Annotated in this window: 22 protein-coding genes; 21 read left to right on the top strand and 1 reads right to left on the bottom strand. The window is 63.2% G+C overall.

What is annotated here, in order from left to right:
- The first annotated feature begins 161 nt into the window (after positions 1-161).
- The 12 genes from AC1RKJ_RS12400 (at position 162) to AC1RKJ_RS12455 (ending at position 10645) form a co-directional block, all read left to right on the top strand.
- A complete protein-coding gene (locus AC1RKJ_RS12400; protein WP_492791256.1) occupies positions 162-728 on the top strand; it encodes a NifU family protein in 567 nt (188 codons plus the stop codon).
- Between the two features lie 196 nt (positions 729-924).
- Positions 925-1620, top strand: a complete 696-nt coding sequence (gene tsaB, locus AC1RKJ_RS12405; RefSeq protein WP_492791257.1) for a tRNA (adenosine(37)-N6)-threonylcarbamoyltransferase complex dimerization subunit type 1 TsaB — start codon at positions 925-927, stop codon at positions 1618-1620.
- 2 nt (positions 1621-1622) lie between these two features.
- Positions 1623-2129, top strand: a complete 507-nt coding sequence (gene rimI / locus AC1RKJ_RS12410) for a ribosomal protein S18-alanine N-acetyltransferase (RefSeq protein WP_492791258.1) — start codon at positions 1623-1625, stop codon at positions 2127-2129.
- 52 nt (positions 2130-2181) lie between these two features.
- Entirely contained in the window at positions 2182-2646 is a 465-nt protein-coding gene (locus tag AC1RKJ_RS12415) for a Fur family transcriptional regulator (protein WP_492791259.1), read from the top strand.
- The gene (locus AC1RKJ_RS12420) at positions 2643-3341 is read left to right on the top strand and encodes an HAD family hydrolase (RefSeq protein ID WP_492791260.1); all 699 of its coding nucleotides are present in this window, start codon (positions 2643-2645) and stop codon (positions 3339-3341) included. Before AC1RKJ_RS12415 ends, AC1RKJ_RS12420 begins: the two co-directional genes overlap by 4 nt.
- 108 nt (positions 3342-3449) lie before the next feature.
- Complete coding sequence (gene miaB, locus AC1RKJ_RS12425; protein WP_492791261.1) at positions 3450-4898, top strand: tRNA (N6-isopentenyl adenosine(37)-C2)-methylthiotransferase MiaB; 1449 nt, start codon at positions 3450-3452, stop codon at positions 4896-4898.
- Positions 4899-4902: 4 nt separating this feature from the next.
- Positions 4903-5952, top strand: a complete 1050-nt coding sequence (locus AC1RKJ_RS12430) for a PhoH family protein (protein WP_492791262.1) — start codon at positions 4903-4905, stop codon at positions 5950-5952.
- Between the two features lie 54 nt (positions 5953-6006).
- Complete coding sequence (gene ybeY / locus AC1RKJ_RS12435; RefSeq protein WP_492791263.1) at positions 6007-6516, top strand: rRNA maturation RNase YbeY; 510 nt, start codon at positions 6007-6009, stop codon at positions 6514-6516.
- Positions 6517-7641 (top strand): hemolysin family protein, encoded by a 1125-nt coding sequence (locus tag AC1RKJ_RS12440; RefSeq protein ID WP_492791264.1) that lies wholly within the window; start codon positions 6517-6519, stop codon positions 7639-7641.
- Positions 7638-9239: an apolipoprotein N-acyltransferase gene (lnt, locus tag AC1RKJ_RS12445; RefSeq protein WP_492791265.1), complete on the top strand. Its 1602-nt coding sequence runs from the start codon at positions 7638-7640 to the stop codon at positions 9237-9239. Before AC1RKJ_RS12440 ends, lnt begins: the two co-directional genes overlap by 4 nt.
- Positions 9240-9430: 191 nt before the next feature.
- On the top strand, positions 9431-9847 hold the full coding sequence (locus AC1RKJ_RS12450; RefSeq protein ID WP_492791266.1) for a helix-turn-helix domain-containing protein: 417 nt from the start codon (positions 9431-9433) through the stop codon (positions 9845-9847).
- A gap of 78 nt (positions 9848-9925) precedes the next feature.
- Positions 9926-10645, top strand: a complete 720-nt coding sequence (locus tag AC1RKJ_RS12455; RefSeq protein WP_492791267.1) for a tRNA (guanine(46)-N(7))-methyltransferase TrmB — start codon at positions 9926-9928, stop codon at positions 10643-10645.
- Between the two features lie 12 nt (positions 10646-10657).
- Here the strand turns inward: AC1RKJ_RS12455 and AC1RKJ_RS12460 are convergent, their stop codons facing one another.
- The gene (locus AC1RKJ_RS12460; RefSeq protein ID WP_492791268.1) at positions 10658-11746 is read right to left on the bottom strand and encodes a DUF2336 domain-containing protein; all 1089 of its coding nucleotides are present in this window, start codon (positions 11744-11746) and stop codon (positions 10658-10660) included.
- 433 nt (positions 11747-12179) lie between these two features.
- Here AC1RKJ_RS12460 and rimP point away from each other — a divergent pair, with 433 nt between their 5' ends.
- From rimP to AC1RKJ_RS12505, 9 genes are all read left to right on the top strand, one after another.
- On the top strand, positions 12180-12971 hold the full coding sequence (gene rimP / locus AC1RKJ_RS12465; protein ID WP_492791269.1) for a ribosome maturation factor RimP: 792 nt from the start codon (positions 12180-12182) through the stop codon (positions 12969-12971).
- A gap of 3 nt (positions 12972-12974) precedes the next feature.
- A complete protein-coding gene (gene nusA, locus AC1RKJ_RS12470) occupies positions 12975-14579 on the top strand; it encodes a transcription termination factor NusA (protein ID WP_492791270.1) in 1605 nt (534 codons plus the stop codon).
- A gap of 75 nt (positions 14580-14654) precedes the next feature.
- Positions 14655-15338 carry an RNA-binding protein gene (locus AC1RKJ_RS12475; protein ID WP_492791271.1) on the top strand — a complete coding sequence of 228 codons (684 nt, stop codon included), beginning with the start codon at positions 14655-14657 and terminating at the stop codon, positions 15336-15338.
- A 53-nt stretch (positions 15339-15391) separates the two neighbouring features.
- Positions 15392-17995 (top strand): translation initiation factor IF-2, encoded by a 2604-nt coding sequence (gene infB / locus AC1RKJ_RS12480; RefSeq protein ID WP_492791272.1) that lies wholly within the window; start codon positions 15392-15394, stop codon positions 17993-17995.
- 155 nt (positions 17996-18150) lie between these two features.
- The gene (rbfA, locus tag AC1RKJ_RS12485) at positions 18151-18576 is read left to right on the top strand and encodes a 30S ribosome-binding factor RbfA (protein ID WP_492791273.1); all 426 of its coding nucleotides are present in this window, start codon (positions 18151-18153) and stop codon (positions 18574-18576) included.
- Positions 18576-19691, top strand: a complete 1116-nt coding sequence (truB, locus tag AC1RKJ_RS12490) for a tRNA pseudouridine(55) synthase TruB (RefSeq protein WP_492791274.1) — start codon at positions 18576-18578, stop codon at positions 19689-19691. Before rbfA ends, truB begins: the two co-directional genes overlap by 1 nt.
- Before the next feature lie 2 nt (positions 19692-19693).
- Positions 19694-19963, top strand: a complete 270-nt coding sequence (rpsO, locus tag AC1RKJ_RS12495) for a 30S ribosomal protein S15 (RefSeq protein ID WP_492791275.1) — start codon at positions 19694-19696, stop codon at positions 19961-19963.
- Positions 19964-20261: 298 nt separating this feature from the next.
- Positions 20262-22406 (top strand): polyribonucleotide nucleotidyltransferase, encoded by a 2145-nt coding sequence (pnp, locus tag AC1RKJ_RS12500; protein ID WP_492791276.1) that lies wholly within the window; start codon positions 20262-20264, stop codon positions 22404-22406.
- 154 nt (positions 22407-22560) lie between these two features.
- Entirely contained in the window at positions 22561-23310 is a 750-nt protein-coding gene (locus tag AC1RKJ_RS12505; RefSeq protein ID WP_492791277.1) for a superoxide dismutase, read from the top strand.
- Positions 23311-23487: the final 177 nt, after the last annotated feature.

Consider the following 23487-nt stretch of genomic DNA (forward strand, 5'->3'; position numbering starts at 1 on the left):
GTCCCCGCGAAAGCGGGGACGACCCGGAATTGAATTGGCAGCCCCGAAACACCCGCCATGCACCCTTGATCGGGCTTTTTCCGGCGTTATCTGTGTTATAGGAACCGCTCACTTAACCCCGTTCGCGCCGGCCTTGAACCGGCGATGCGCCGGAGAACCACATGTTTATCCAGACCGAAGCGACCCCCAATCCCGCCACCCTGAAATTCATTCCCGGCCGCGCCGTTCTCGACAGCGGCACCATGGAATTCACCGACCGCGACTCCGCCACCCGCTCGCCGCTCGCCGAACGGCTGTTCGCCGTGCCCGGCGTCACGGGCGTGTTTTACGGCTCGGATTTCGTGACCGTCACCAAGGACGCCAGCGACTGGCAGCATCTCAAGCCGGCCATCCTCGGCGTTATCATGGAACACTACATGTCCGGCGCGCCGCTGCTGGCCGACGGTCAGGTGGCGGACGGCGATGCACCGCATGAAGATGAGTTCTTCAGCGAGGCCGACACCGAGACCGTCGCGATCATCAAGGACCTGCTCGAGACGCGAATTCGTCCGGCGGTCGCCAGCGACGGCGGCGACATCACCTTCCGCGGCTTCAAGGACGGCATCGTGTTTCTCGACATGAAGGGCTCCTGCGCCGGCTGCCCGTCATCGACCGCGACGCTGAAGCACGGCATCCAGAACCTGCTGAAGCATTTTATTCCGGACGTGGTCGAAGTCCGCCCGATGTGACGCAGCGCCGCCTCGTCTACTCTCTATAGTTTCTCGTCATGGCCGGGCTTGTCCCGGCCATCCATCTTTTAGAGCCAGGTTATTCCCAAAGCGATGGATCGCCGGGTCAATCCCGGCGACGACATCTGTTTCTGTGTCTTTGCATGGGCATTCTTAGGCATTCCTCGAACGCCTGCATCGGTGCTAGATCATCCCCATGATCGTTCTCGCCATCGATACCGCGCTGGATTACTGCGCCGCCGCCGTGCTGGATGCAGGCGCGCGGGCTGTCATCGCGCAGGAAACGCTGGAGATGAAGCGCGGCCACGCCGAAGCGCTGATGCCGCTGATCGCCCGCGTCATGACAGCGTCGGGCCGCGCCTATCTCGATCTCGACCGCATCGCCGTCACCACCGGCCCCGGCAGCTTCACGGGATTGCGCGTCGGCATTTCTGCGGCGCGCGGCATCGGCGTTGCCGCCGACAAGCCGGTCGTCGGGCTCACCACCTTGTCGGCTTACGTCGCGCCCTGGGTCGCGGAAGAACAGCAACAGCCGATCATCGCCGCCATCGATGCGCGGCACGATCATGTTTATTTTCAGGTCGTCGGGGGCAACGGCGCCGCGCTGATGCGCCCGGCCGTGGCCCCGATCGAGGATACTTTTGTCGCCTCGCGGTTCGGCGCCCTGCGCATGGTCGGCAATGCGGCGCAGTTGCTTGCCGATCGCTGGCCGAAGCACGCACCGGCGCCTGCGCTGATCGATGCCCGGCCCGGCCCGGACATTGCGTGGGTCGCCTGGATCGGAGCCGCGACTGAACCCAGCGCAGCGCCAGCGAAACCGTTTTACCTGCGTCCGCCCGATGCCAAGCCGAAAGCCGGATACACGCCGCCGGCTGCGGGATCGCGTCCGTAACCATGGCGCGCCTTCCCGCTTTCCTCACCGCCCTGTTTCCAAAACTCTTTGCGCGCGACAACGCGGTGGTCGAACCCGCGAGCCTGCGTGACGCACAGCGCCTGTCGCAACTCCACCGCGCCTCGTTTCATCGCGGCTGGGGCGCCGACGAATTCGAGCAGATCCTGATCGAGCGCAACGCGCTCGCGCATCGGCTGCGGCTCGGCGGATCGACCATCGGATTCATTGTCTCGCGAACTGCCGCCGACGAAGCGGAAATCCTCTCCGTGGCCGTTGCAACGAAATATCGCGGGCGCGGCTTCTCCCGCGATCTACTGCGCACGCATCTCGGGCATCTCGCGGGACACGGGCTCAAAACCGTGTTCCTTGAGGTCGAGGAAAACAACCGTCCGGCCCGCGCGCTGTATGAACGCGCCGGATTTCGCGTGGTCGGACGCCGCGACCGGTACTACAAGGACGCCGGCGGCGAACAATTGAACGCCGTGGTGATGCGACGAGACTTGTCGTAAGCTCCTGCTGGTGGCAAAACACGCTGACGCTGGCGTTTGACCGGAATTTGCAATGACGGCCCTGAAATCCATGCCCGCAGGCAAGCATACGGACATCGAGAAGCGCTGCGCTGCGGCGGGAATGCGCATGACCGAGCAGCGCCGCGTGATCGCGCGCGTGCTCGCGGAAGCCATGGATCATCCCGACGTCGAGGAACTGTACCGGCGCTGCATCGCGGTCGATGACAAGATCTCGATCTCGACCGTCTATCGCACCGTGAAGCTGTTCGAGGACGCCGGCATCATCGAGCGTCATGATTTCCGCGAAGGCCGCGCGCGTTACGAGCAGGTGCCGGAGAGTCATCACGATCATCTCATCAACCTGCGCGACGGCAAGGTGATCGAGTTCACCTCCGAGGAGATCGAAAAGCTCCAGACCGAAATCGCGCGCAAGCTTGGCTACAAGCTGGTCGATCACCGGCTCGAATTGTATTGCGTGCCAATGGACGAAAAGACTCGGGACGACGACAAGACTTGATCACCTCGTCCCCTTACGACCTCGTCATCTTCGATTGCGACGGCGTGCTCGTCGACAGCGAGGCACTGGCCTGCGTCGTCCACGCCGATGTGCTGACGCAACACGGCTACACCATCTCCGCAGCCCAAGTGCATGAACGTTTCCTCGGCCGCTCCGCACGCGAGGCGCGCTTCGAAGTCGAGAGCGAACTCGGCTTCGCCCTGCCCGACGCCTACACCGTGCAACTGAAGGCGACCATCGATCGCGTGTTCGGCGAACAGCTCACACCCATTCCGCACATCGCCGACACATTGGACCGGTTGTCCCAGCGCATCTGCGTGGCGTCGTCGGGAACGCCGACGCGGATTCGCTCAAGCCTCGGCACCACCGGGCTGCTCGACCGCTTTGCGCCGCATCTGTTCTCCGCGATGCAGGTCGAGCGCGGCAAGCCCGCGCCGGATCTGTTTCTGTTTGCCGCAGCCCAGATGAACACGCCGCCGGCGCGGTGCGTCGTGGTCGAGGACAGCGTGCCCGGCGTCATCGGGGCGAGCGCGGCGGGCATGACGGTGATCGGATTTACCGGCGGCAGCCATTGCCGCCCCGGCGACGCCGACCGGCTGCGTGCCGCCGGCGCGGTTATTGTCATCGATGACATGCGCGCATTGCCGGATCTGATCGCCCGGAGCCTCAATCGCGATGAAATAACAGCCATTTAGAGCGATTTTGAGCATTCCGGGAACGGTCCGGTCGCTGGATTTCAACGCCCATACGCTATATCTGATGCTGCAACAGGCCGCGCGACATGCGCCGCCGTCGGGATATCGATGAATACGCCGCGCAAGCTGCATATCAAGTCATACGGCTGTCAGATGAATGTCTACGATGCACAACGCATGGTGGACACGCTGGCGCCCGAGGGATTCGTCGAGACGGCCAGCGCCGATGACGCTGATCTTGTCATTCTCAATACCTGTCACATCCGCGAGAAGGCCTCCGAGAAAGTCTATTCGGAACTCGGACGGCTGCGCACGCTCAAGGACGAAGCCGCGCGCAATGGACGCGAGATGCGCGTCGCGGTGGCGGGTTGCGTCGCGCAGGCCGAGGGCAAGGAAATCATCCGGCGCGAACCGTCGGTCGATATCGTGGTCGGCCCGCAGAGCTATCATCACTTGCCGCAGCTTCTTGCGAAGGCGCGGACGGACGGACGCGCGGTCGAGACCGAATTTCCGGTCGAGGACAAATTCGCCTCGTTGCCCGATCCGAAACCGGCAATGATCCGCGCGCGCGGCATCTCGTCGTTCGTCACCGTGCAGGAAGGCTGCGACAAGTTCTGCACCTTCTGCGTGGTGCCTTACACGCGCGGCATGGAAGTGTCGCGCCCGGTCGCGCGCATCGTCGACGACGTGCAGCGCCTCGCGGACAACGGCGTGCGCGAGATCACGCTGATCGGCCAGAACGTCAACGCGTTTCACGGCGAAGGAAGCGGCGGCAAGCCGTGGTCGCTCGGCCAGCTGCTGCATCGCCTTGCAAAGATTCCCGGCATCGTCCGCTTGCGATACTCGACCAGTCATCCCCGCGACGTCGACGACGCGCTGATCGAAGCGCATCGCGACATTCCCGCCGTGATGCCGTTCGTGCATCTGCCGGTGCAGTCCGGCTCCGACCGCATTCTGGAGGCGATGAACCGCAAACATACCGCCGCCGATTATGTCCGGACCATCGAGCGGTTCCGCAAGGTGCGCGAAGACGTTGCATTTTCATCGGATTTCATCGTCGGATTTCCGGGGGAGACCGAGGAAGATTTTTCGGCAACCCTCGCACTGGTCCGCCAAATCAGCTACGCTGGCGCGTATTCGTTCAAGTATTCGCCGCGGCCCGGCACACCGGCCGCGGACATGCAGGAGACGGTCACGACCGCATCTGTAACGACCAAGGCGATGGACGAGCGATTGGCGCGGCTCCAGGAGTTGATCGACAGCCAGCAGGCCGCTTTCAATGCGGCGGCGATCGGCAAGACGGTCGATGTGCTGTTCGAACGCGCCGCACGCAATCCCGGCCAGATCGTCGGCCGCACGGCTTACCTGCAACCCGCCCATGTCATGGCCTCGCCCGACATCATCGGCCAGGTGCTGCCTGTCGCCATCGACAGCCTCGAGCGCTACAGCCTCATCGGCACACTTGTCGGCGCTCACGCCGGTTCTGAACAGTCTCATGTCGCGTCGCGTTCCCAGTCTGCCAACGCTTCCCTGCCAGCCATGACCACCGGAGTCTGAACCCTTGCCAAAAAGCGCATCGGATTCGCCGACCCTCGCCCCAGGCCGCAAGCACGACGTCCAAACCCCGCACGAAGCCCAGATCGTTGTCGCCTTCGACGACAACGGCGCTGCGTCGGCGCTGGTCGGTCCTTACGGACAGAACCTCGCCTTGATCGAGCGCCGTCTCGGCGTCGTCGCCGACTCGCGCGGCAATCACATCACGGTGGCCGGGACGCGCGATGCATGCGACGCCGCGCGGCGCGTGCTCGAAATGCTCTATGAGCAGGCAGTGCGCGGTCAGGACATCGCGCAGGGCGACGTCGAAGGCGCCATCCGCGCCGTGATCGCGCAAGGCTCGCTGTTCGAGTTCGATCCGAAGACGGCGAAATCGCAATTCGAGGAAATCAATCTGCGCAAGCGGCCGGTGCGTGCGCGCACCGCTGCGCAGGATTCCTACATCCGCGCGCTGAAGCGTCATGAGCTTGTCTTCGGCATCGGCCCGGCTGGCACCGGCAAGACATGGCTCGCGGTGGCGCAGGCCTGTCAGTTGTTCGAGCGCAAGGAAGTCGACCGCATTATCTTGTCACGTCCGGCGGTTGAAGCCGGCGAACGTCTCGGATTCCTGCCGGGCGACCTGCGCGAGAAGGTCGATCCTTACTTGAGGCCGATCTACGACGCGCTGTACGACCTGATGGATTCGCGCATCGTCGAACGCGGCCTGCAAAGCGGCGAAATCGAAATCGCTCCGCTGGCCTTCATGCGCGGCCGCACCCTGACCAACGCCGCGATCATTCTCGACGAGGCGCAGAACACCACGTCGATGCAGATGAAGATGTTCCTGACGCGTCTGGGCGAGAACAGCCGCATGATCATCACCGGCGATCCGAGCCAGGTCGATCTGCCGAACGGGCAGCCGTCGGGGCTGGCGGAAGCAGCCAAGCTGCTCGACGGCGTCGAAGGCATCGCACAGGTGAAGTTCACCGCGCAGGACGTGATCCGCCACGAACTGGTGGCGCGGATCGTCGCCGCTTACGAAGGCGTGCCGAAGCAGCCCGGCGCGGGCAAGCCCTGATCATCGATGAAATCCGTTGAGACGACTGAAAACTGCGAACCCAGATCTTTTGATATGACGACCGCCGATATTCCCGCGACCGAGATTCTTGTCACGGCCGACTGCTGGCACCGCGAAAGCGGCGCGGAAGGCGCGATCCATCGCGCCATCGAAGCCGCCGCCGCCATGGTCGATGCCGACACCGGCGACGCCGAACTCGCGATCATGCTGACCGACGACGCCGGCATCCGCACGCTCAACAAGAACTGGCGCGGCATCGACAAGCCGACCAACGTGCTGTCGTTCCCCGCGTTGCAGCCGGAAGGCGCGCCCGCGGACGACGACGCGCCGCGCATGCTGGGCGACATCGCGATCGCCTATGAGACCACGCGCAGCGAGGCCGACGCCGAGCACAAGCCGTTCGATCATCATCTCAGCCATCTGGCGGTGCACGGCTTCCTGCATCTGGTCGGCTACGATCATGAGAACGACGACGACGCCGAGGTCATGGAAGACCTCGAACGTGATATTCTTGCGCAACTCGGGATCCCCGATCCCTATGCGCACGACGATCAGGTGAATTAAGTGCCCGACCTAGCCACCGATAAACCCGACGATCATCCCGACCAGCAAGGATCGGGAAAACTGCCGGTCCCTGTGCAACACGGCGAGGTGCTGCGTCCCTCCTCTGAACTATGGCTGATGCGCGCGCTGCGCACGCTGTTCGGATGGAAGGCAGGCTCCGCGCGCGCCGATCTTCAGGTCGTGCTCGACGCCACCGCACCCGACGAGACCAGCTTCACCACGATCGAGCGCACCATGCTGCGCAACATCCTGGGGCTGCACGAGCGCCGGATCGCCGACGTCATGGTGCCGCGCGGCGACATCGTCGCGGTGAAGCGGGATATTTCACTCGGCGAACTGATGAGCCTGTTCGAGAGCGCAGCGCATTCGCGCCTCGTGGTTTATAATGACACGCTCGACGATCCCGAAGGGTTCGTTCATATCCGCGACCTGCTGGCGTTCGTGACAGCGAAGGCGAAGGTCGCCGACGAGGTCAACGCCAAGCGCAAGAAGCCGTTTCCGGCAGGGCTCGACCTGAAGGCGGTCGATCTGCGGATGCGCCTCGCCGACGCCGACATCATGCGCAAATTGATCTATGTGCCGCCGTCGATGCCAGCCATCGATCTTCTGGCGCAGATGCAGGCGACGCGCATCCATCTGGCGCTGGTGGTCGATGAATATGGCGGCACCGACGGTCTTGTCTCGATCGAGGACATCGTCGAGCAGGTTGTCGGCGAGATCGACGACGAGCACGATGGCGACGAAGCGCCCTCCGTGGTGAAGCAAGCCGACGGATCGTTCATCGCCGACGCCCGAGCGAGCCTCGAGGATGTCACGTCCGTGGTAGGCGAGGCATTCGACACCGGCGAAGCCGGCGAGGACGTCGATACGCTCGGCGGCTATCTGGTCACGCAGGTCGGCCGACTTCCGGTGCGCGGAGAAATCATTTCCGGTCCCGGCGATTTCGAGATCGAGGTGCTCGATGCCGACCCGCGCCGCGTCAAGCGCGTGCGCATCGGGACGCATAAAGACCGTTCCAATCTGCGCCATCGCGAGACGCGGCGGCGCGAGGCGGCGAATGACGCCGCGCAATCGCAGACCAACGATCCCGCCGGCTCCGCTTCATCCGGCGACGGCAGCCGATGACATCGCTCCGCGCGCTCATTGCCGGCATCGTTCTGTCGTGGGGGTGGAAGCGCGCGTTCATCGCGCTGGCTGCGGGTGCGCTGTCGGCGCTGGCAATGGCGCCGTTCAACGCATGGCCGATCCTGTTCCTGACAATTCCGGTGGCGGTCTGGCTGATCGACGGCGCGGGCGCCGGACGCCTCGGCGGCATTCCGGCCGCAGCCCTCAGCGGCTGGTGGTTCGGCTTCGGTTATTTCGTCGCCGGACTTTACTGGGTGGGATACGCGTTCCTCGTCGACGCCGAAACCTTCGCGTGGCTGCTGCCGTTCGCCGTGATGGGATTGCCCGCGGGGCTGGCGCTGTTCATGGCCATGGGCTTCGCGCTCGCGCGGCTGATCTGGACGCCGGATGCGTTTCGCATTCTCAGCCTTGCCTGCGCGCTCACCGTCAGCGAATGGCTGCGCGGACATATCCTCACCGGCTTTCCATGGAACACGCTCGGCTACGCGCTGACCGAACCGCTCGCGCTGGCGCAGACCGCCTCATTGATCGGGCTGTGGGGTCTGACCTTCATCGCGGTGGCGGTGTTCGCCAGCCCCGCCGTGCTGATCGACGACCGGCTCGTCACGCGCCGCCCGTGGATTGCGCCCGCGCTCGCCCTCGTCGTGCTGCTCGCGATGGGCGTCTACGGCACGATCCGGCTGGCGAACCATCCGACGCAATTCGTCGACAAGGTGAAACTGCGGCTGATGCAGCCGAACCTGCAGCAGGATGTGAAGTTCAACTACGCCATGCGGCAGAAGGTGATGGACAAATATCTGTCGCTGTCGGACCGCGCGACCGGGCCGCAGTCGAGCGGCGTGCGCGACGCGACGATCCTGATCTGGCCGGAGTCCGCGTTTCCGTTTTTCCTGACCCGCGAAGCCGACGCGATGGCGCAGATCGCGAATCTGTTGCCGCAGGGAACAGTGCTGGTCACCGGCGGCATTCGCCCGCCGGACCAGCCCGCCGGCGCGCAGGTGACCCGCGCCTATAATTCGATCTATGTCATCGATCACGACGGCACCATCCTGTCGGTGTACGACAAATTGCATCTCGTGCCGTTCGGCGAGTATCTGCCGTTCCAATCGGCGATGGAGAAACTCGGCTTCGTGCAGATCACCAAGATGCGCGGCGGCTTCATTCCGGGCGACCGGCGGCGAACGATGACGTTGCCGAACACGCCGCGCATGTTGCCGCTGATTTGCTACGAGGCGATTTTCCCGGGCGACATCGTGTCGCGCGACGAACGCCCCGGCTGGATGATCAACCTGACCAACGACGGGTGGTTCGGCATTTCCACCGGCCCCTATCAGCATCTGCAACAGGCGCGGCTGCGGGCGGTCGAGGAAGGCCTTCCCCTCGTCCGCTCCGCGAACACTGGTATCAGTGCGGTGATCGATCCGGTCGGCCGGATTGTGGCGCATCTCGGTCTGGGAACCGAAGGCGTGCTGGATTCAGCGCTGCCAAAGCCCGTGTCACCGACGCTGTTCTCGCGGGTTCAGGATATTCCCGCAGCATTGGCGGTAGCATTGTCGATCATCGTCATGATTCGCCGTCGCGTGAAACCGAAACTCTGAATCGGCGTATTTCGGAATTGGCATTCAATATACGGCGTTCAGAACCCAAGGCTTGATAGGGCCGGGTAACCTAATTTTTTCAGCAAGTCCGCCACAAGCATTTGACGATATCACGCTAAGCAGCGTATGCCGGTACCCCATCGCATTCGGTACGATTATAGTACTTTGTGAGCCGATGGCGCGGAGCTGAGATGACACCCAAGGCCCCCAATCCGGTCGACAAGTATGTCGGCAGCCGTGTGCGAATGCGCCGCATTATGCTGGGCATGAGTCAGGAAAAACTTGGCGAAGCGCTCGGCCTGACATTTCAGCAGGTGCAGAAGTACGAGAAGGGAACCAATCGTATCGGCGCAAGCCGCCTGCAACAGATTTCCGACATCCTTCAGGTGCCGGTTTCATTCCTGTTCGAAGGCGGCCCTGCCGGTCCGAACGCGCTGGCAGGTTTGAGCGAAGCCCAGTCTCCGGCCTATGTGTCGGATTTTCTTGCGACCTCCGAAGGGCTGGCGCTGACCCGGGCGTTTACGCGCATCACCGATGCCAAGCTTCGCCGCAGCATCGTCGAACTCGTCGAGCAGATGGCGGCGCGCGAACAATCCGACCCCACCTGATTCCGCCAACGCGACGTGGAATTTCGTACAGGCATTTTGGCGCACGGCCACGACGGCGGTTCAGACCGGTGAGTCCACATGTCGGAAAATGAAGACGCACCCCCGCACAAGACCGCCGGTCACGGTTCGTTTTTCGGACGGCGCAAGGGCCACAAGCTTCGCCATCATCAGGCCGACCTGATCGGACATCTGCTGCCGCATCTTGCGCTGGATCTTGCCAGCGCTGACGCCGCCGATCCCGCTTCGCTGTTCAATGTGCCGGTGAACGAGATGCGTCTCGAAATCGGATTCGGCGGCGGCGAGCATCTGATCGCCGAGGCGCTCGCGTTCCCGCAGACCGGCTTCATCGGCTGCGAGCCTTACGTCAACGGCATGGCGAAAATCCTGGCGCAGATCGAAGCGCACAACATCGGCAACATCCGCCTGTTCGCGGGCGACGCCGCCGAACTTCTCGCATGGGCGCAGCCGTCGAGCTTCGCGCGCATCGACCTGATCCATCCCGACCCGTGGCCGAAACGGCGGCACTGGAAGCGGCGCTTCGTGCAGGACGCGACAATCGCCGAAATGTCGCGCGTCTTGCGCGGAAACGGCGAATTCCGTTTCGTCAGCGACATCGACGATTACTGCTCATGGGCATTGATGCACATGCAGCACTCGAAAGACTTCATGTGGACCGCGGAGCGGGCGGACGACTGGCGCTTGCCGTGGCCGCATTACACGATGACGCGTTACGGCAGAAAGGCCGATCGCGAGGGACGCAAGGCCGCCTATCTGATCTTCAAGCGGCTGGATTCCTAGACGACTGGATGTTTAGGCAGGCAGGTTCTTGTCGCGCATCCGCCAGAAGACCAGGACGCGCTGTGCGGTCGCCGGCGACAGCCGCTCGTAGTTGATGCGGGCTTCCTCGATGTCCGGTCCGGACGGCACCCGTCCCGGTCCAAGCCGCAGCACCACAAGCGCGCGCACCGTCGCCCATTCCAGTCCAATCGATTTTCCGAGCAACAGCACCGGATCGAAACGGTCGCCCATCACAAGCTGATTGACCACCACGAGCCGCATTCCCGTCAACGCTGCGAACGCCGCGATCGCCTCTTCGTATTTGTGCTGCTTCGCAAAGCCGAGCAGCGTCGCCTCGTCGAGTTGACCCGCCTGATGCAAAGCCAGAATGGCGCGCTGGGCCGGCTCGAAATCGCGCACCGGCGGCGCTTTCGGCGAGCCCGAAATCTCGGTCATCGCCTGATTGATCGCCGCCTTCTGCTTCGGCTTCGCCGCATCGAACAAGCGGCGGCGCACGATATCCACCGACTTCGCCAGCAACTGTTTCAGTGAGGTTGCGGAAATGTCCTCGCGCTGGCCGACGGCAAGCGCCAGCATCCCGTCGTCGGTGGCGCGCTTGATCAATCCGGAATATCCGGCATCGGAAAACTGGGCGCCGGCGTTGGCCGCCACGCTGCGAACGACGTCGCGGTCGCCGCGGCGGACGATGACGTCGGTCACCGACGGGGACAATGTGGGACGTCCGGAAATCGCCGCGAGGTGGTCCTGACCTTTGCCGCGCGCGATGTCGACCAGGGTCGGATCGTCGAGCAGCGGCGAGCGGCTGAGAATCGGACCGGCGATCTTGATCTCGTTTTCGCGCGCAAGCTGCTTCACCAGCGTCGGCGGCGCATTGTCCAGTTTCGACAGCCGTTCCGCGAGCTCCACGCGGGTGTCGATCTCTGTCGCGGGCACCAGCCCGACCAGGATGTCGTCGAACAATGCGACATGCTGGGTTTCGAAATGCGCGGCCCCCTGGAGGAAAAGACCGGAAATCCGCTCGATCGCCTCCGCCCGCCTCTCAGCGGTGCCGTTCTTGACGATCTCATCGAGTTCCGGAATCAGGGAAAAAGCAGCAGCCATGCGTATCTCTGGTCGTCGCCGGCACGGCGGTTACCGTGCGCGACACGCTCCGCCCAGGAGCTTTGGAGGAAATTAGGCCCGTCAGATGAATGAAGGGTTAGCCAAAGCCCGAAGCCCACCCGGAAGACCGCGCTTCGGCCGGAAAGGCCAATGTTTCGACAGCAAGATCATGCGCTGTTTCAACAAATTAGAGCGACCGGCGGCTGGCGTGGCGGTTCGGACGCCGGTTCCATGGCCGCTGCCCGGTCTGCGGAAGCCCTTGCCGCACAGGCAAAAAACGTCTATATCCGCCGCAACTGATAAATTCTCATACGCACACGTAGGAGAGTGGGCCCCCCGGGACCCGCTCTTTTTTATTACCTGATGACATGCGCCGCCCGTGGCGGCCGAGCCGTCACCCCGACAACCGTTAAGAGCGCTCTTGATCCTCGACATGACCGAACCAACCGACGTTGCCTTTGACGCCGACCTGCTGTCCGAACCGCGTCTCGTGGTCGAGCCGGGCGTGGGCGCGCGGGTGGCCAGCGTCGCATCGCCGGTGCTCGAGGGCATGGGCTACCGGCTGGTGCGGATCAAGGTGTCGGCCGAGGCCGGCTGCACCGTGCAGATCATGGCGGAACGGCCCGACGGCACCATGCAGATCGAGGACTGCGAAGCGATCTCGAAGGCGCTGTCGCCGGTAATGGACATCGCCGATCCGGTCCAGCGCGCCTATCGCCTCGAGATTTCGTCGCCGGGCATCGACCGGCCGCTGGTGCGGCGCTCGGATTTCGAGCGCTATACGGGGCATCTCGTGAAAATCGAGATGGCCACTCCGCATGATGGACGGAAGCGCTTCCGCGGCCTGCTTCATGGTGTCGAGGGGAATTCTGTTCGCATCGTGCGCGAGGACGCCAAGCCGGATCACAAGGGCGCTCAGGAAGAAGACGCGCTGCTTCCGATCGAGGATATTTCGGCGGCAAATCTCGTTCTGACAAACGCGCTGATTGCGGAATCGATGCGTCGCGGACGCGACGTCGAGCGCGAGCAGCTTGAAGAAGCCGGCGCTCTTCCGCAGCCCCCGGAACATGCCCGTCGCGCCCGCGAAAAACGAGATCTCACCAAAACCAACAAGCCTAAACCGAAAGCTCCAGCCAAGCCGTTGCCGAAGAATACAAAAGCACACCGCCTCGCCGCCGAAGCGAAAAAGCGCGCAGGCAAATCGGACCACCACGAAGGAGACTGAGCCATGGCCGCTGTCAGCGCCAATAAACTCGAACTGCTGCAGATCGCCGACGCCGTCGCGCGCGAAAAATCGATCGACCGCGGTATCGTGATCGCGGCGATGGAAGATGCCATCGCCAAGGCGGCCCGCGCCCGCTACGGCAGCGAGACCGACGTTCACGCCGAGATCGACGCCAAGAAGGGCGAGCTGCGGCTGTCACGCCACATGCTGGTGGTCGACCAGGTCGAAAATTCGGCCAACCAGATTTCGCTGAAGGACGCGCAACGCGCCAATCCCGGCGCGCAGGTCGGCGACACCATCGCCGACACGCTGCCGCCGCTGGAATACGGCCGCATCGCCGCGCAGTCCGCCAAGCAGGTGATCGTGCAGAAGGTGCGCGAAGCCGAGCGCGACCGGCAGTATCAGGAATTCAAGGACCGCATCGGCGAGATCGTCAACGGCGTTGTCAAGCGCGTCGAATACGGCAGCGTCATCGTCGATCTGGGACGCGGCGAAGCCATCGTGCGGCGTGACGAAATGCTGCCGCGCGAGGTGTTCCGCAACGGCGACCGCGTGCGCTCCTACATCTTCGACGTGCGCCGCGAAACCCGCGGGCCGCAGATCTTTCTGTCGCGCACCCATCCGCAGTTCATGGCGAAGCTGTTCGCGCAGGAAGTTCCCGAAATCTATGACGGCATCGTCGAGATCAAGGCCGTGGCCCGCGATCCGGGCTCGCGCGCAAAAATTGGTGTGATCTCGCGCGACTCCTCGGTCGATCCGGTCGGCGCTTGCGTCGGCATGCGCGGCTCGCGCGTGCAGGCTGTGGTGAACGAACTGCAGGGCGAGAAGATCGACATCATTCCGTGGTCGCCCGACATCGCGACCTTCGTCGTCAACGCACTGGCGCCGGCTGAAGTCGCGAAAGTTGTCATCGACGAAGACCGCGAGCGCATTGAAGTCGTGGTGCCCGATACCCAATTATCCCTTGCGATCGGCCGCCGCGGGCAGAACGTGCGTCTGGCCTCGCAATTGACCGGCTGGGACATCGACATCCTGACCGAGCAGGAAGAATCGGAGCGCCGCCAGGCAGACTTCGAAAATTCCACCCGTGTCTTCATGGAAGCCCTCAATGTCGACGAAGTCGTCGGCCAGTTGCTGGCGTCCGAAGGGTTCGGCTCGGTTGAGGATCTGGCGCTGGTGGACCCGCGGGAACTCACCAGCATCGAGGGTTTCGACGAAGAAACCGCCAACGAGCTGCAAAGCCGTGCCCGTGAATATCTTGAACAGCTCGAGTCCGAACTCGAAGCGAAGCGAAAGGAACTGGGCGTGGAAGACGCTTTGACAACCGTGCCGGGTGTGACCTCGAAGATGCTGGTGAAGTTCGGCGAGAACGACATCAAGACCGTCGAGGATCTGGCCGGCTGCGCCACCGACGATCTCGTGGGATGGGTGGAACGCAAGGACGGCGAGACCACCAAGTTCCCGGGCATTCTCGACCCGAACGAAATCTCCCGTGAAGACGCCGAGGCCCTGATCATGCAGGCGCGTGTCGTCGCCGGCTGGATCACCGAAGCCGATCTCGCCAAGAAGTCCGACGAGGCCCCCGCCTCCGAAGACAATCCGGCTTAAAGCGTGAACCCGAAAAAGATGAAGCCGTTTTCGGACATCGCCATGCCTGTTCAGAGTTAAGGAAATGACCCGCGGATGCTTGCCATCGCTGATCCAGCAGATCTCGACCACGGACCCCGGACAAAATCCGGGACCGAGCGGATGTGCGCGGTCACGCGGCAGGTCGCGGCGATCGACGATCTGATCCGCTTCGTGGTTTCGCCTTCGGGCGAGCCGGTTGCGGATCTGAAGCGGAAACTGCCCGGGCGCGGATTATGGGTCTCGCTGTCCCGTGCCGCCGTCGCGGAAGCCGCCCGGCGCAACGTGTTCGCCAAGAGCTTCAAGCGCGATATCAAGACGCCGAAAACGCTGGCCGACGATGTCGACCGGCTGATGGTCCGCGGCGTGGCCGAGGCTCTCGCCATGGCCGCGAAAGCCGGTCAGGTGGTGTCGGGATTTTCCAAGGTCGAAGGCGCAATCGAGGGGCGGCAAGCCGTGGCCCTGATCCACGCCACCGACGGCGCGCCGGACGGAATCCGCAAGCTGAATGCCAGGCTGGCCGCCGTGATGCGGGAAAAGAGCCCTGAATCAGCGGATTTGCCCATTGTCAGCGTCCTGAGCACCGATGAATTGGATTTGGCACTCGGGCGGGCAAATGTGGTACATGCTGCCCTGCTCGCGGGCTCGGCAGGCAAAACCTTCCTCGCGCGTTGCCAGACGCTCACCCGATTTCGGATGACCGGTGGCGGCAACAGCGGCGAGACGAAACAAGACAATTAGAGCATTCCCGGCACGGCCGGGATGCGAGCAACGAACGAGATTGGGACTGTTGAATGGCTGATACGAAGAATCCTGGCGATAAGCCGCTGAGCGTCGGTACGAAAACTCTGTCGCTGAAACCGCGCACAGAGACCGGCGTGGTGCGCCAGAGTTTCAGTCACGGCCGCACCAAGCAGGTGCTGGTCGAGAAGAAAACCAAGCGCCGTCTTGCGGGCGATCCCGCACCTGTCGCAGAGCCCGCACCGGCGGCGCCTCCCGTTGCCGCAGCGCCTGCGAAGGCCGCGCCGCGGCCGGCCGAGCCTGCGCGTCCTGCGGGTCGCACATCGGGCGTCGTGCTGCGCACCCTGACCGAAGACGAGCAGAGCGCACGCGCCAGCGCGCTCGCCGACGCGCGCGTTCGCGAGGAAGAAGAGCGCCGCGCCGCGGAAGCGGAAGCCGCGCGACGCAACACCAAGGAATTCAAGGAACAGCAGGAGCGCGAAGCCGCCGAAGCCCGCAAGAAGGCCGAGGAAGAACGCCACCGCGCCGAGGAAGAAGCCAAGGCCCGCGCCGAGCGTGAAGCCAACAAGCGCACCGAAGCCGGAGCCAAGTCCGCGACACCGGCAGCGCGCACCACCGCTGCAACGACACCGGCGCGCCCGGCGGCTGTCGCCGCCGACGGCTCCGATGACGACGAAGCGCCGCGCATGGTGCGCCGTCCCGGCGGCGTCGCACGCCCCGTGATCGCACCGAAACCGACCGCGAAGCCCGCGCCCGCCAAGCAGCGCGGCCGCCTCACGCTGTCCACCGCGCTGAACGCCGACGACGTGCGCGAGCGTTCGATCGCCTCGTTCCGCCGCCGCACCCAGCGCCTCAAGGGCCACGCCTCGAACGAGCCCAAGGAAAAGCTGATCCGCGAAGTGGTCATTCCGGAAGCGATCACGATTCAGGAACTCGCCAACCGCATGGCCGAGCGCGCCGTCGATGTCATCCGCATGCTGATGAAGCAGGGCGCGATGCACAAGATCACCGACGTGGTCGATGCCGACACCGCGCAGCTGATCGCCGAAGAACTCGGTCACACCGTCAAGCGCGTCGCGGCCAGCGACGTGGAAGAAGGCCTGTTCGACGTTGCCGACGATCATGCGTCCGACACCGAACCGCGCCCGCCGGTCGTCACCGTCATGGGCCACGTCGATCACGGCAAGACCTCGCTGCTCGATGCGCTGCGCCACGCCAACGTCGTCAGCGGCGAAGCCGGCGGCATCACGCAGCATATCGGCGCCTATCAGGTCACCTCGCCGGACAGCGGCAAGAAGATCACCTTCATCGACACGCCGGGCCACGCCGCGTTCACCGCGATGCGCGCGCGCGGCGCCAAGGTCACCGACATCGTGATCCTGGTGGTCGCGGCGGATGACGGCGTCATGCCGCAGACCATCGAAGCCATCAATCACGCCAAAGCCGCCAAGGTTCCGATGATCGTGGCGATCAACAAGATGGACAAGCCCGACGCCAAGGCGGAGCGCGTGCGCACCGAGTTGCTGCAGTATGAAGTGCAGGTCGAGTCCTTCGGCGGCGATGTCGTCGATGTGGAAGTGTCCGCCAAGAACAAGACCAATCTCGACAAGCTGCTGGAAATGATCGCGCTGCAGGCCGAACTGCTCGACCTGAAGACCAATCCGGATCGTCCGGCCGAAGGCACCGTGATCGAAGCCAAGCTCGATCGCGGCCGCGGTCCGGTCGCGACCGTTCTCGTGCAGCGCGGCACCCTCAAGGTCGGCGACATCATCGTGGCCGGCGCAGAAATGGGCCGCGTCCGCGCGCTGATCAACGATCAGGGCGGAACCGTGCAGGAAGCAGGGCCCTCGGTGCCGGTCGAAGTGCTCGGCTTCAACGGCCCGCCGGAAGCCGGCGACCGCCTCGCCGTGGTCGAGAACGAAGCCCGCGCCCGCGAAGTCACCAGCTACCGCGCCCATCAGAAGCGCGAGAACGCCGCCGCCAGCAATGCCGGCATGCGCGGCTCGCTCGAGCAGATGATGTCGCAGCTCAAGACCACCGGCCGCAAGGACTTCCCGCTGGTCATCAAGGCCGACGTGCAGGGCTCGCTGGAAGCCATTCTCGGCTCGCTCGAAAAACTCGGCACCGACGAAGTCGCCGCGCGCATTCTTCATGCGGGCGTCGGCGGCATCTCGGAATCCGACGTGACGCTGGCGGAAGGCTTCAACGCCGCGATCATCGGCTTCAGCGTTCGCGCCAACAAGGAAGCGGCGGCGCTCGCCAAGCGCAACGGCATCGAGATCCGCTACTACAACATCATCTACGATCTCGTGGATGACGTGAAAAAGGCGATGTCCGGCCTGCTCGCGCCGACGCTGCGCGAAACCATGCTCGGCAACGCCCAGATCCTCGAGGTGTTCAACATCTCGAAGGTCGGCAAGATCGCAGGCTGCCGCGTGACCGACGGCACCGTGGAACGCGGCGCCAACGTGCGCCTGATCCGCGACAACGTCGTCGTGCACGAAGGCAAGCTCTCGACACTGAAGCGCTTCAAGGACGAAGTGAAGGAAGTGCAGTCCGGACAGGAATGCGGCATGGCGTTCGAGTCCTATCAAGACATGCGCGTCGGCGACGTTATCGAGTGCTATCGCGTGGAGACCATTCAGCGCTCCTTGTAAGTCCAAGTCTTACAGGCTCGCTTTTCCGTCTCCAGACTTAGCCGTCGTGACCGGGCACATCCCGGCCACTCACGGCTGAACTTCTAATTTCAGATATGTCGATGGCCGGGGCAAAACCCCGGCCATGACGGATTGATTTTTCGGCAGGGACCACAATGGCAACGCGTAAAAAGGACAGCGACCCTCGCGGCGGCACGACCGGCGCTTCGCAGCGGCAGTTGCGCGTCGGCGAAATCATCCGCCACGCAATCGCGGATATTCTCAGCGCCGGCGGCGTGCACGATCCCGCGCTGGAAGGCCACATCATCACGGTGCCGGAAGTGCGGATGTCGCCCGATCTGAAGCTCGCGACGATCTATGTGATGCCGCTTGGCGGACGCGGCCTCAAAGAGGTTGTCGCGGCGCTGGAGCAGAACAAGAAGTTCCTGCGCGGCGAAGTTGCGCATCGCGTTAACTTAAAATTTGCGCCTGATCTTCGCTTCCGCGTTGACGAACGATTCGACGAAGCGGAACGGATCGAGAAATTACTGAGAACACCCGCGGTTCAAAAAGACCTCAAGACAGATTCGGACCAAGACTGATGAATGTGACCACCCCAGACAGCGTGATCGCGGACCAAAACGCCGATTCGAACACGCCTGCCGAAAATAAATTTTCAGGCGCGCCCACAGCGAGCCACGCGCGGCACAACGATCCGCGCCAGCAGCAAGGCGACAGGCCGCAGCGCCAGGGCGGTCAGCAGAAGCGCGACCGCCGCGACGTTCACGGCTGGGTCTGTCTCGACAAGCCGATCGGCATGACTTCGACCCACGCGGTGGCCGTGCTCAAGCGACTGTTCAATGCCAAGCGCGCAGGCCACGCCGGCACGCTCGATCCGCTGGCCTCCGGCGGATTGCCGATTGCACTGGGCGAAGCCACCAAGACCGTTCCTTTCGTGATGGACGGCCGCAAGCGCTATCGCTTCACCGTGTGCTGGGGCGAGGAGCGCGACACCGACGACACCGAGGGCCGCGCCACCCAGACCAGCTCCGAGCGGCCGACGGTCGAGGCGATCCGGGCGCTGCTCCCGCAGTTCACCGGGGTGATCGAACAGATCCCGCCGCAGTACTCGGCTATCAAAATTCAGGGCGAGCGGGCCTATGACATGGCGCGCGACGGCGAAGTCGTGCCGTTGCAGCCCCGCCCGGTCGAGATTCACGAATTAGTCCTTGTGGAACAGTTGGATAACGACCGCTCGGTGTTCGAGGCCGAATGCGGAAAAGGCACCTATGTGCGGGCGCTGGCCCGCGATATGGGCCGGATTCTGGGGTGTTTTGGCCATATTTGCGCGCTTCGGCGCACGATTTGCGGGCCTTTCACCGAAGCGGACATGATTCCGCTGGCAGAATTGGAGGCTTTATGCGATAGAGCCGCGTCTGGCGAGGGCAGCCTCGCAGACGCGCTTTTGCCCGTTGAGACCGCGCTGGACGACATCCCGGCACTGGCCGTCACACGGGCTGATGCCGCAAGGCTCCACAGGGGCCAAGCGGTTTTGTTGCGCGGACGGGATGCGCCAATTTCAAACGGCACAGTCTACGCCACTGTCGGAGGAAGGCTTCTGGCCCTCGCCGAGATTGGCAATGGCGAACTCATCCCCAAGCGCGTGTTCAACCTGACCGGACTGACTGCCAGTCCCAGTCGCAAAGAAGGTGTTTGACGATGTCGATTGCCGCAGAACGCAAAGCGGAAGTCATCAAGACGAATGCAACCAAGGCCGGCGATACCGGTTCGCCTGAGGTCCAGGTCGCGATCCTTTCGGAACGCATCGCCAACCTCACGAACCATTTCAAGACCCACGGCAAGGACAATCACTCCCGCCGCGGTCTTTTGAAGCTGGTTTCCACGCGCCGTTCGCTTCTCGATTACGTGAAGAAGAAGGACGAAGCGCGCTACAAGTCGCTTCTCGAAAAGCACAACATCCGTCGCTGACGGAAGCACGCGCGCATCCCTGCGCGCGTTTTTGCATGATCCGGTCAGATCATGCGCCGACCAACGCGCGGGCTTTTTGAAAGTCCGTGCGGCGTGTCCAGCAGCAATCCGGCGGCTGGGCGAAAACGGGTAAGATGCCCGTACCATCGGAAGGATGGACGCCATTCAAAACATAAAGACCATGGCAGGATCGCCGGACGCTGATGCAATGACCTTGCAGTCAGCGTCTCGCAATCTTGCGCATGGTTTTTGTGTTTCAGGCGTCCGTTCTTTCGTGAACCCATGAAAGAACTACCCAATGTTTAAAGCTCATTCAGTCGAGATCGACTGGGGTGGACGTCCACTCAAACTCGAAACCGGCAAGATCGCCCGTCAGGCCGACGGCGCCGTGATCGCGACCTACGGCGAGACCATCGTGCTCGCCACCGTCGTCGCCGCCAAGTCCGCCCGTGACGGCATCGACTTCCTGCCGCTCACCGTCGACTATCAGGAAAAGACCTACGCAGCCGGCCGCATTCCCGGCGGCTACTTCAAGCGCGAAGGCCGTCCGACCGAAAAGGAAACGCTGGTTTCCCGCCTGATCGACCGCCCGATCCGTCCGCTGTTCGTCGACGGCTGGCGCAACGAAACCCAGGTCATCGTGACGGTGCTGTCGCATGACATGGAAAACGATCCGGACATTCTGGCGCTGGTTGCTTCCTCCGCCGCGCTGACCATTTCCGGCGCACCGTTCCAGGGCCCGATCGGCGCTGCCCGCGTCGGCTTCATCAACGACGAATACGTGCTCAACCCGACGCTCGACGAGATGGCCGACACCAATCTCGATCTCGTCGTCGCCGGCACCGCTGACGCCGTGCTGATGGTCGAGTCGGAAGCCAAGGAACTCAACGAAGACATCATGCTCGGCGCCGTGATGTTCGGTCACCGCCACTTCCAGCCGGTCATCAAGGCGATCATCGAACTCGCCGAGAAGGCCGCGAAGGAGCCGCGCGAGGTCAAGACCGAAGACAACAGCGCAATCGACACCGAAATGCGCAGCGTCGGCGAAGCCGAATTGCGCACCGCCTACGCCATTCCGATCAAGCAGGATCGTTATGCCGCGGTCGGCGCCGTGAAGAAGAAGGTCATGGACCATTTCTTCCCGGAAGGTCAGGAGCCGAAGTACGACAAGCTGCGCGTCGGCGGCGTGTTCAAGGAGCTTGAGGCGAACGTCGTTCGCAACAACATCCTCGACACCGGCAAGCGCATCGACGGCCGCGATTCGAAAACGGTTCGTCCGATCGTCTGCGAAGTCGGCGTCCTGCCGCGCGCGCACGGCTCGGCGCTGTTCACCCGCGGCGAAACCCAGGCGCTGGTGGTCACCACGCTCGGCACCGGCGAAGACGAGCAGTACATCGACTCGCTGTCAGGAACCTACAAGGAGCGCTTCCTGCTCCATTACAACTTTCCTCCCTACTCGGTCGGCGAAACCGGCCGTCTCGGCGGCACCAAGCGTCGCGAAATCGGCCACGGCAAGCTCGCCTGGCGCGCGCTGCATCCGGTTCTCCCGGCGGCGCACGAATTCCCGTACACGCTGCGCGTCGTCTCGGAAATCACCGAGTCGAACGGATCGTCCTCAATGGCTTCGGTCTGCGGTGCATCGCTCGCACTGATGGACGCCGGCGTGCCGTTGAAGCGTCCGACCGCGGGCATCGCGATGGGCCTCATTCTCGAGGGCACGAAGTTCGCGGTTCTGTCCGACATTCTCGGCGACGAGGATCACCTCGGCGACATGGACTTCAAGGTGGCTGGTACCGAGACCGGTATCACGTCGCTGCAGATGGACATCAAGATCGCCGGCATCACCGAAGAGATCATGAAGATCGCACTCGCCCAGGCGAAGGACGGTCGTATTCATATCCTCGGCGAAATGGCGAAGGCGCTGACCAACGCCCGCGCCGAACTCGGCGAACATGCACCGCGCATCGAAGTGCTGCAGATTCCGACCGACAAGATCCGTGACGTGATCGGCACCGGCGGCAAGATCATCCGCGAAATCGTCGAGAAGACCGGCGCCAAGATCAACATCGAGGACGACGGCACCGTCAAGGTGGCCTCCGCCAACGGTGAATCGATCCGCGCCGCCATCAAGTGGATCAAGTCGATCACTTCCGATCCGGAAGTCGGCCAGATCTACGACGGCACCATCGTCAAGGTGATGGAGTTCGGCGCGTTCGTGAACTTCTTCGGACCGAAGGACGGTCTGGTTCACATCAGCCAGCTCGCCGCCAACCGCGTGCAGAAGACCTCCGACGTCGTCAAGGAAGGCGACAAGGTCAAGGTCAAGCTGCTCGGTCTGGACGATCGCGGCAAGGTTCGCCTGTCGATGAAGGTTGTCGATCAGGAAACCGGCGAAGACCTCGAGGCCAAGCAGAAGGCCGAGGGCGTTTCCGCCGCCGAGTAAGCTTCACAACATTGTGCTATGGAAGGGGCGGCATTTTGCCGCCCCTTTTCGTTTGTCTGATTCGAAACTCCATCCGGCTCCGTCGCGTAGCCTGAACACTGCTCGGCTGCATCCGCATCCGGATTTCATCACGCTGCCATATCAGGAGAACACCATGCCCTTGATGTCCCGACGCCATCTCATGACCGCGGCCGCCGGAATCGCAGCCGCCGCCGCAGCGCCCCGCCTCGTGTTCGCACAGGCCGCCGCCCCTGCGCCAGCAGCGGCACCCGCCACCGGCCCGTTCACGCTTCCGGCCCTGACCTACGCAACGAACGCGCTTGAGCCGCACATCGACGCCAAAACCATGGAAATCCATCACGACAAGCACCATGCCGCCTATGTCGCGAACATGAACAATGTCGCCAAGACCAATCCGCAGCTCGGCACGATGCCGATCGAGAACATTCTCGGCAACATCAACGCGCTCGATGACAGCATCAAGTTCACGGTGCGCAACAATCTCGGCGGCCACGCCAACCACACCATGTTCTGGGAGATCATGGGCCCGGACGGCGGCAAGCCCGAAGGAGAAGTGCTCGCCGCGATCACCAGCGATCTCGGCGGCCTGGAAAAATTCCAGACCGACTTCAATGCCGCGGGCGGACGCCAGTTCGGCTCCGGCTGGGTGTTCGTCACCGTCACGAAGGCCGGCAAGCTCGCTATCGAAACGCGGCCCAACCAGGACTCCCCGATCATGGACGGCAAGCGCGTGCTGATGGGCAACGACGTCTGGGAACACGCCTACTATCTGAACTACCAGAACCGCCGCCCGGATTATCTCAAGGCGTGGTGGAACACCGTGAACTGGGCAAAAGTCTCGGAGCGTTACGCTGCGGCAAAGGCCGGCACGCTCGGGGTGTAGATTTCAAAACACGTCGATTTCAGACCAAAGGCGGCTTTTCAGCCGCCTTTTTTCTTCGATCACGAAACAATCATCCGGCGACGGTAGAGTTGGTGCAACGATCAGAATAACTTATCTGATCGCAAAGAAAAACCGACTGGACCTGATGCTGGAATTCTTCCAAAGTTCTGCTGGAAC

The organism is Afipia sp. GW822-FHT04G07 (assembly GCF_058800765.1).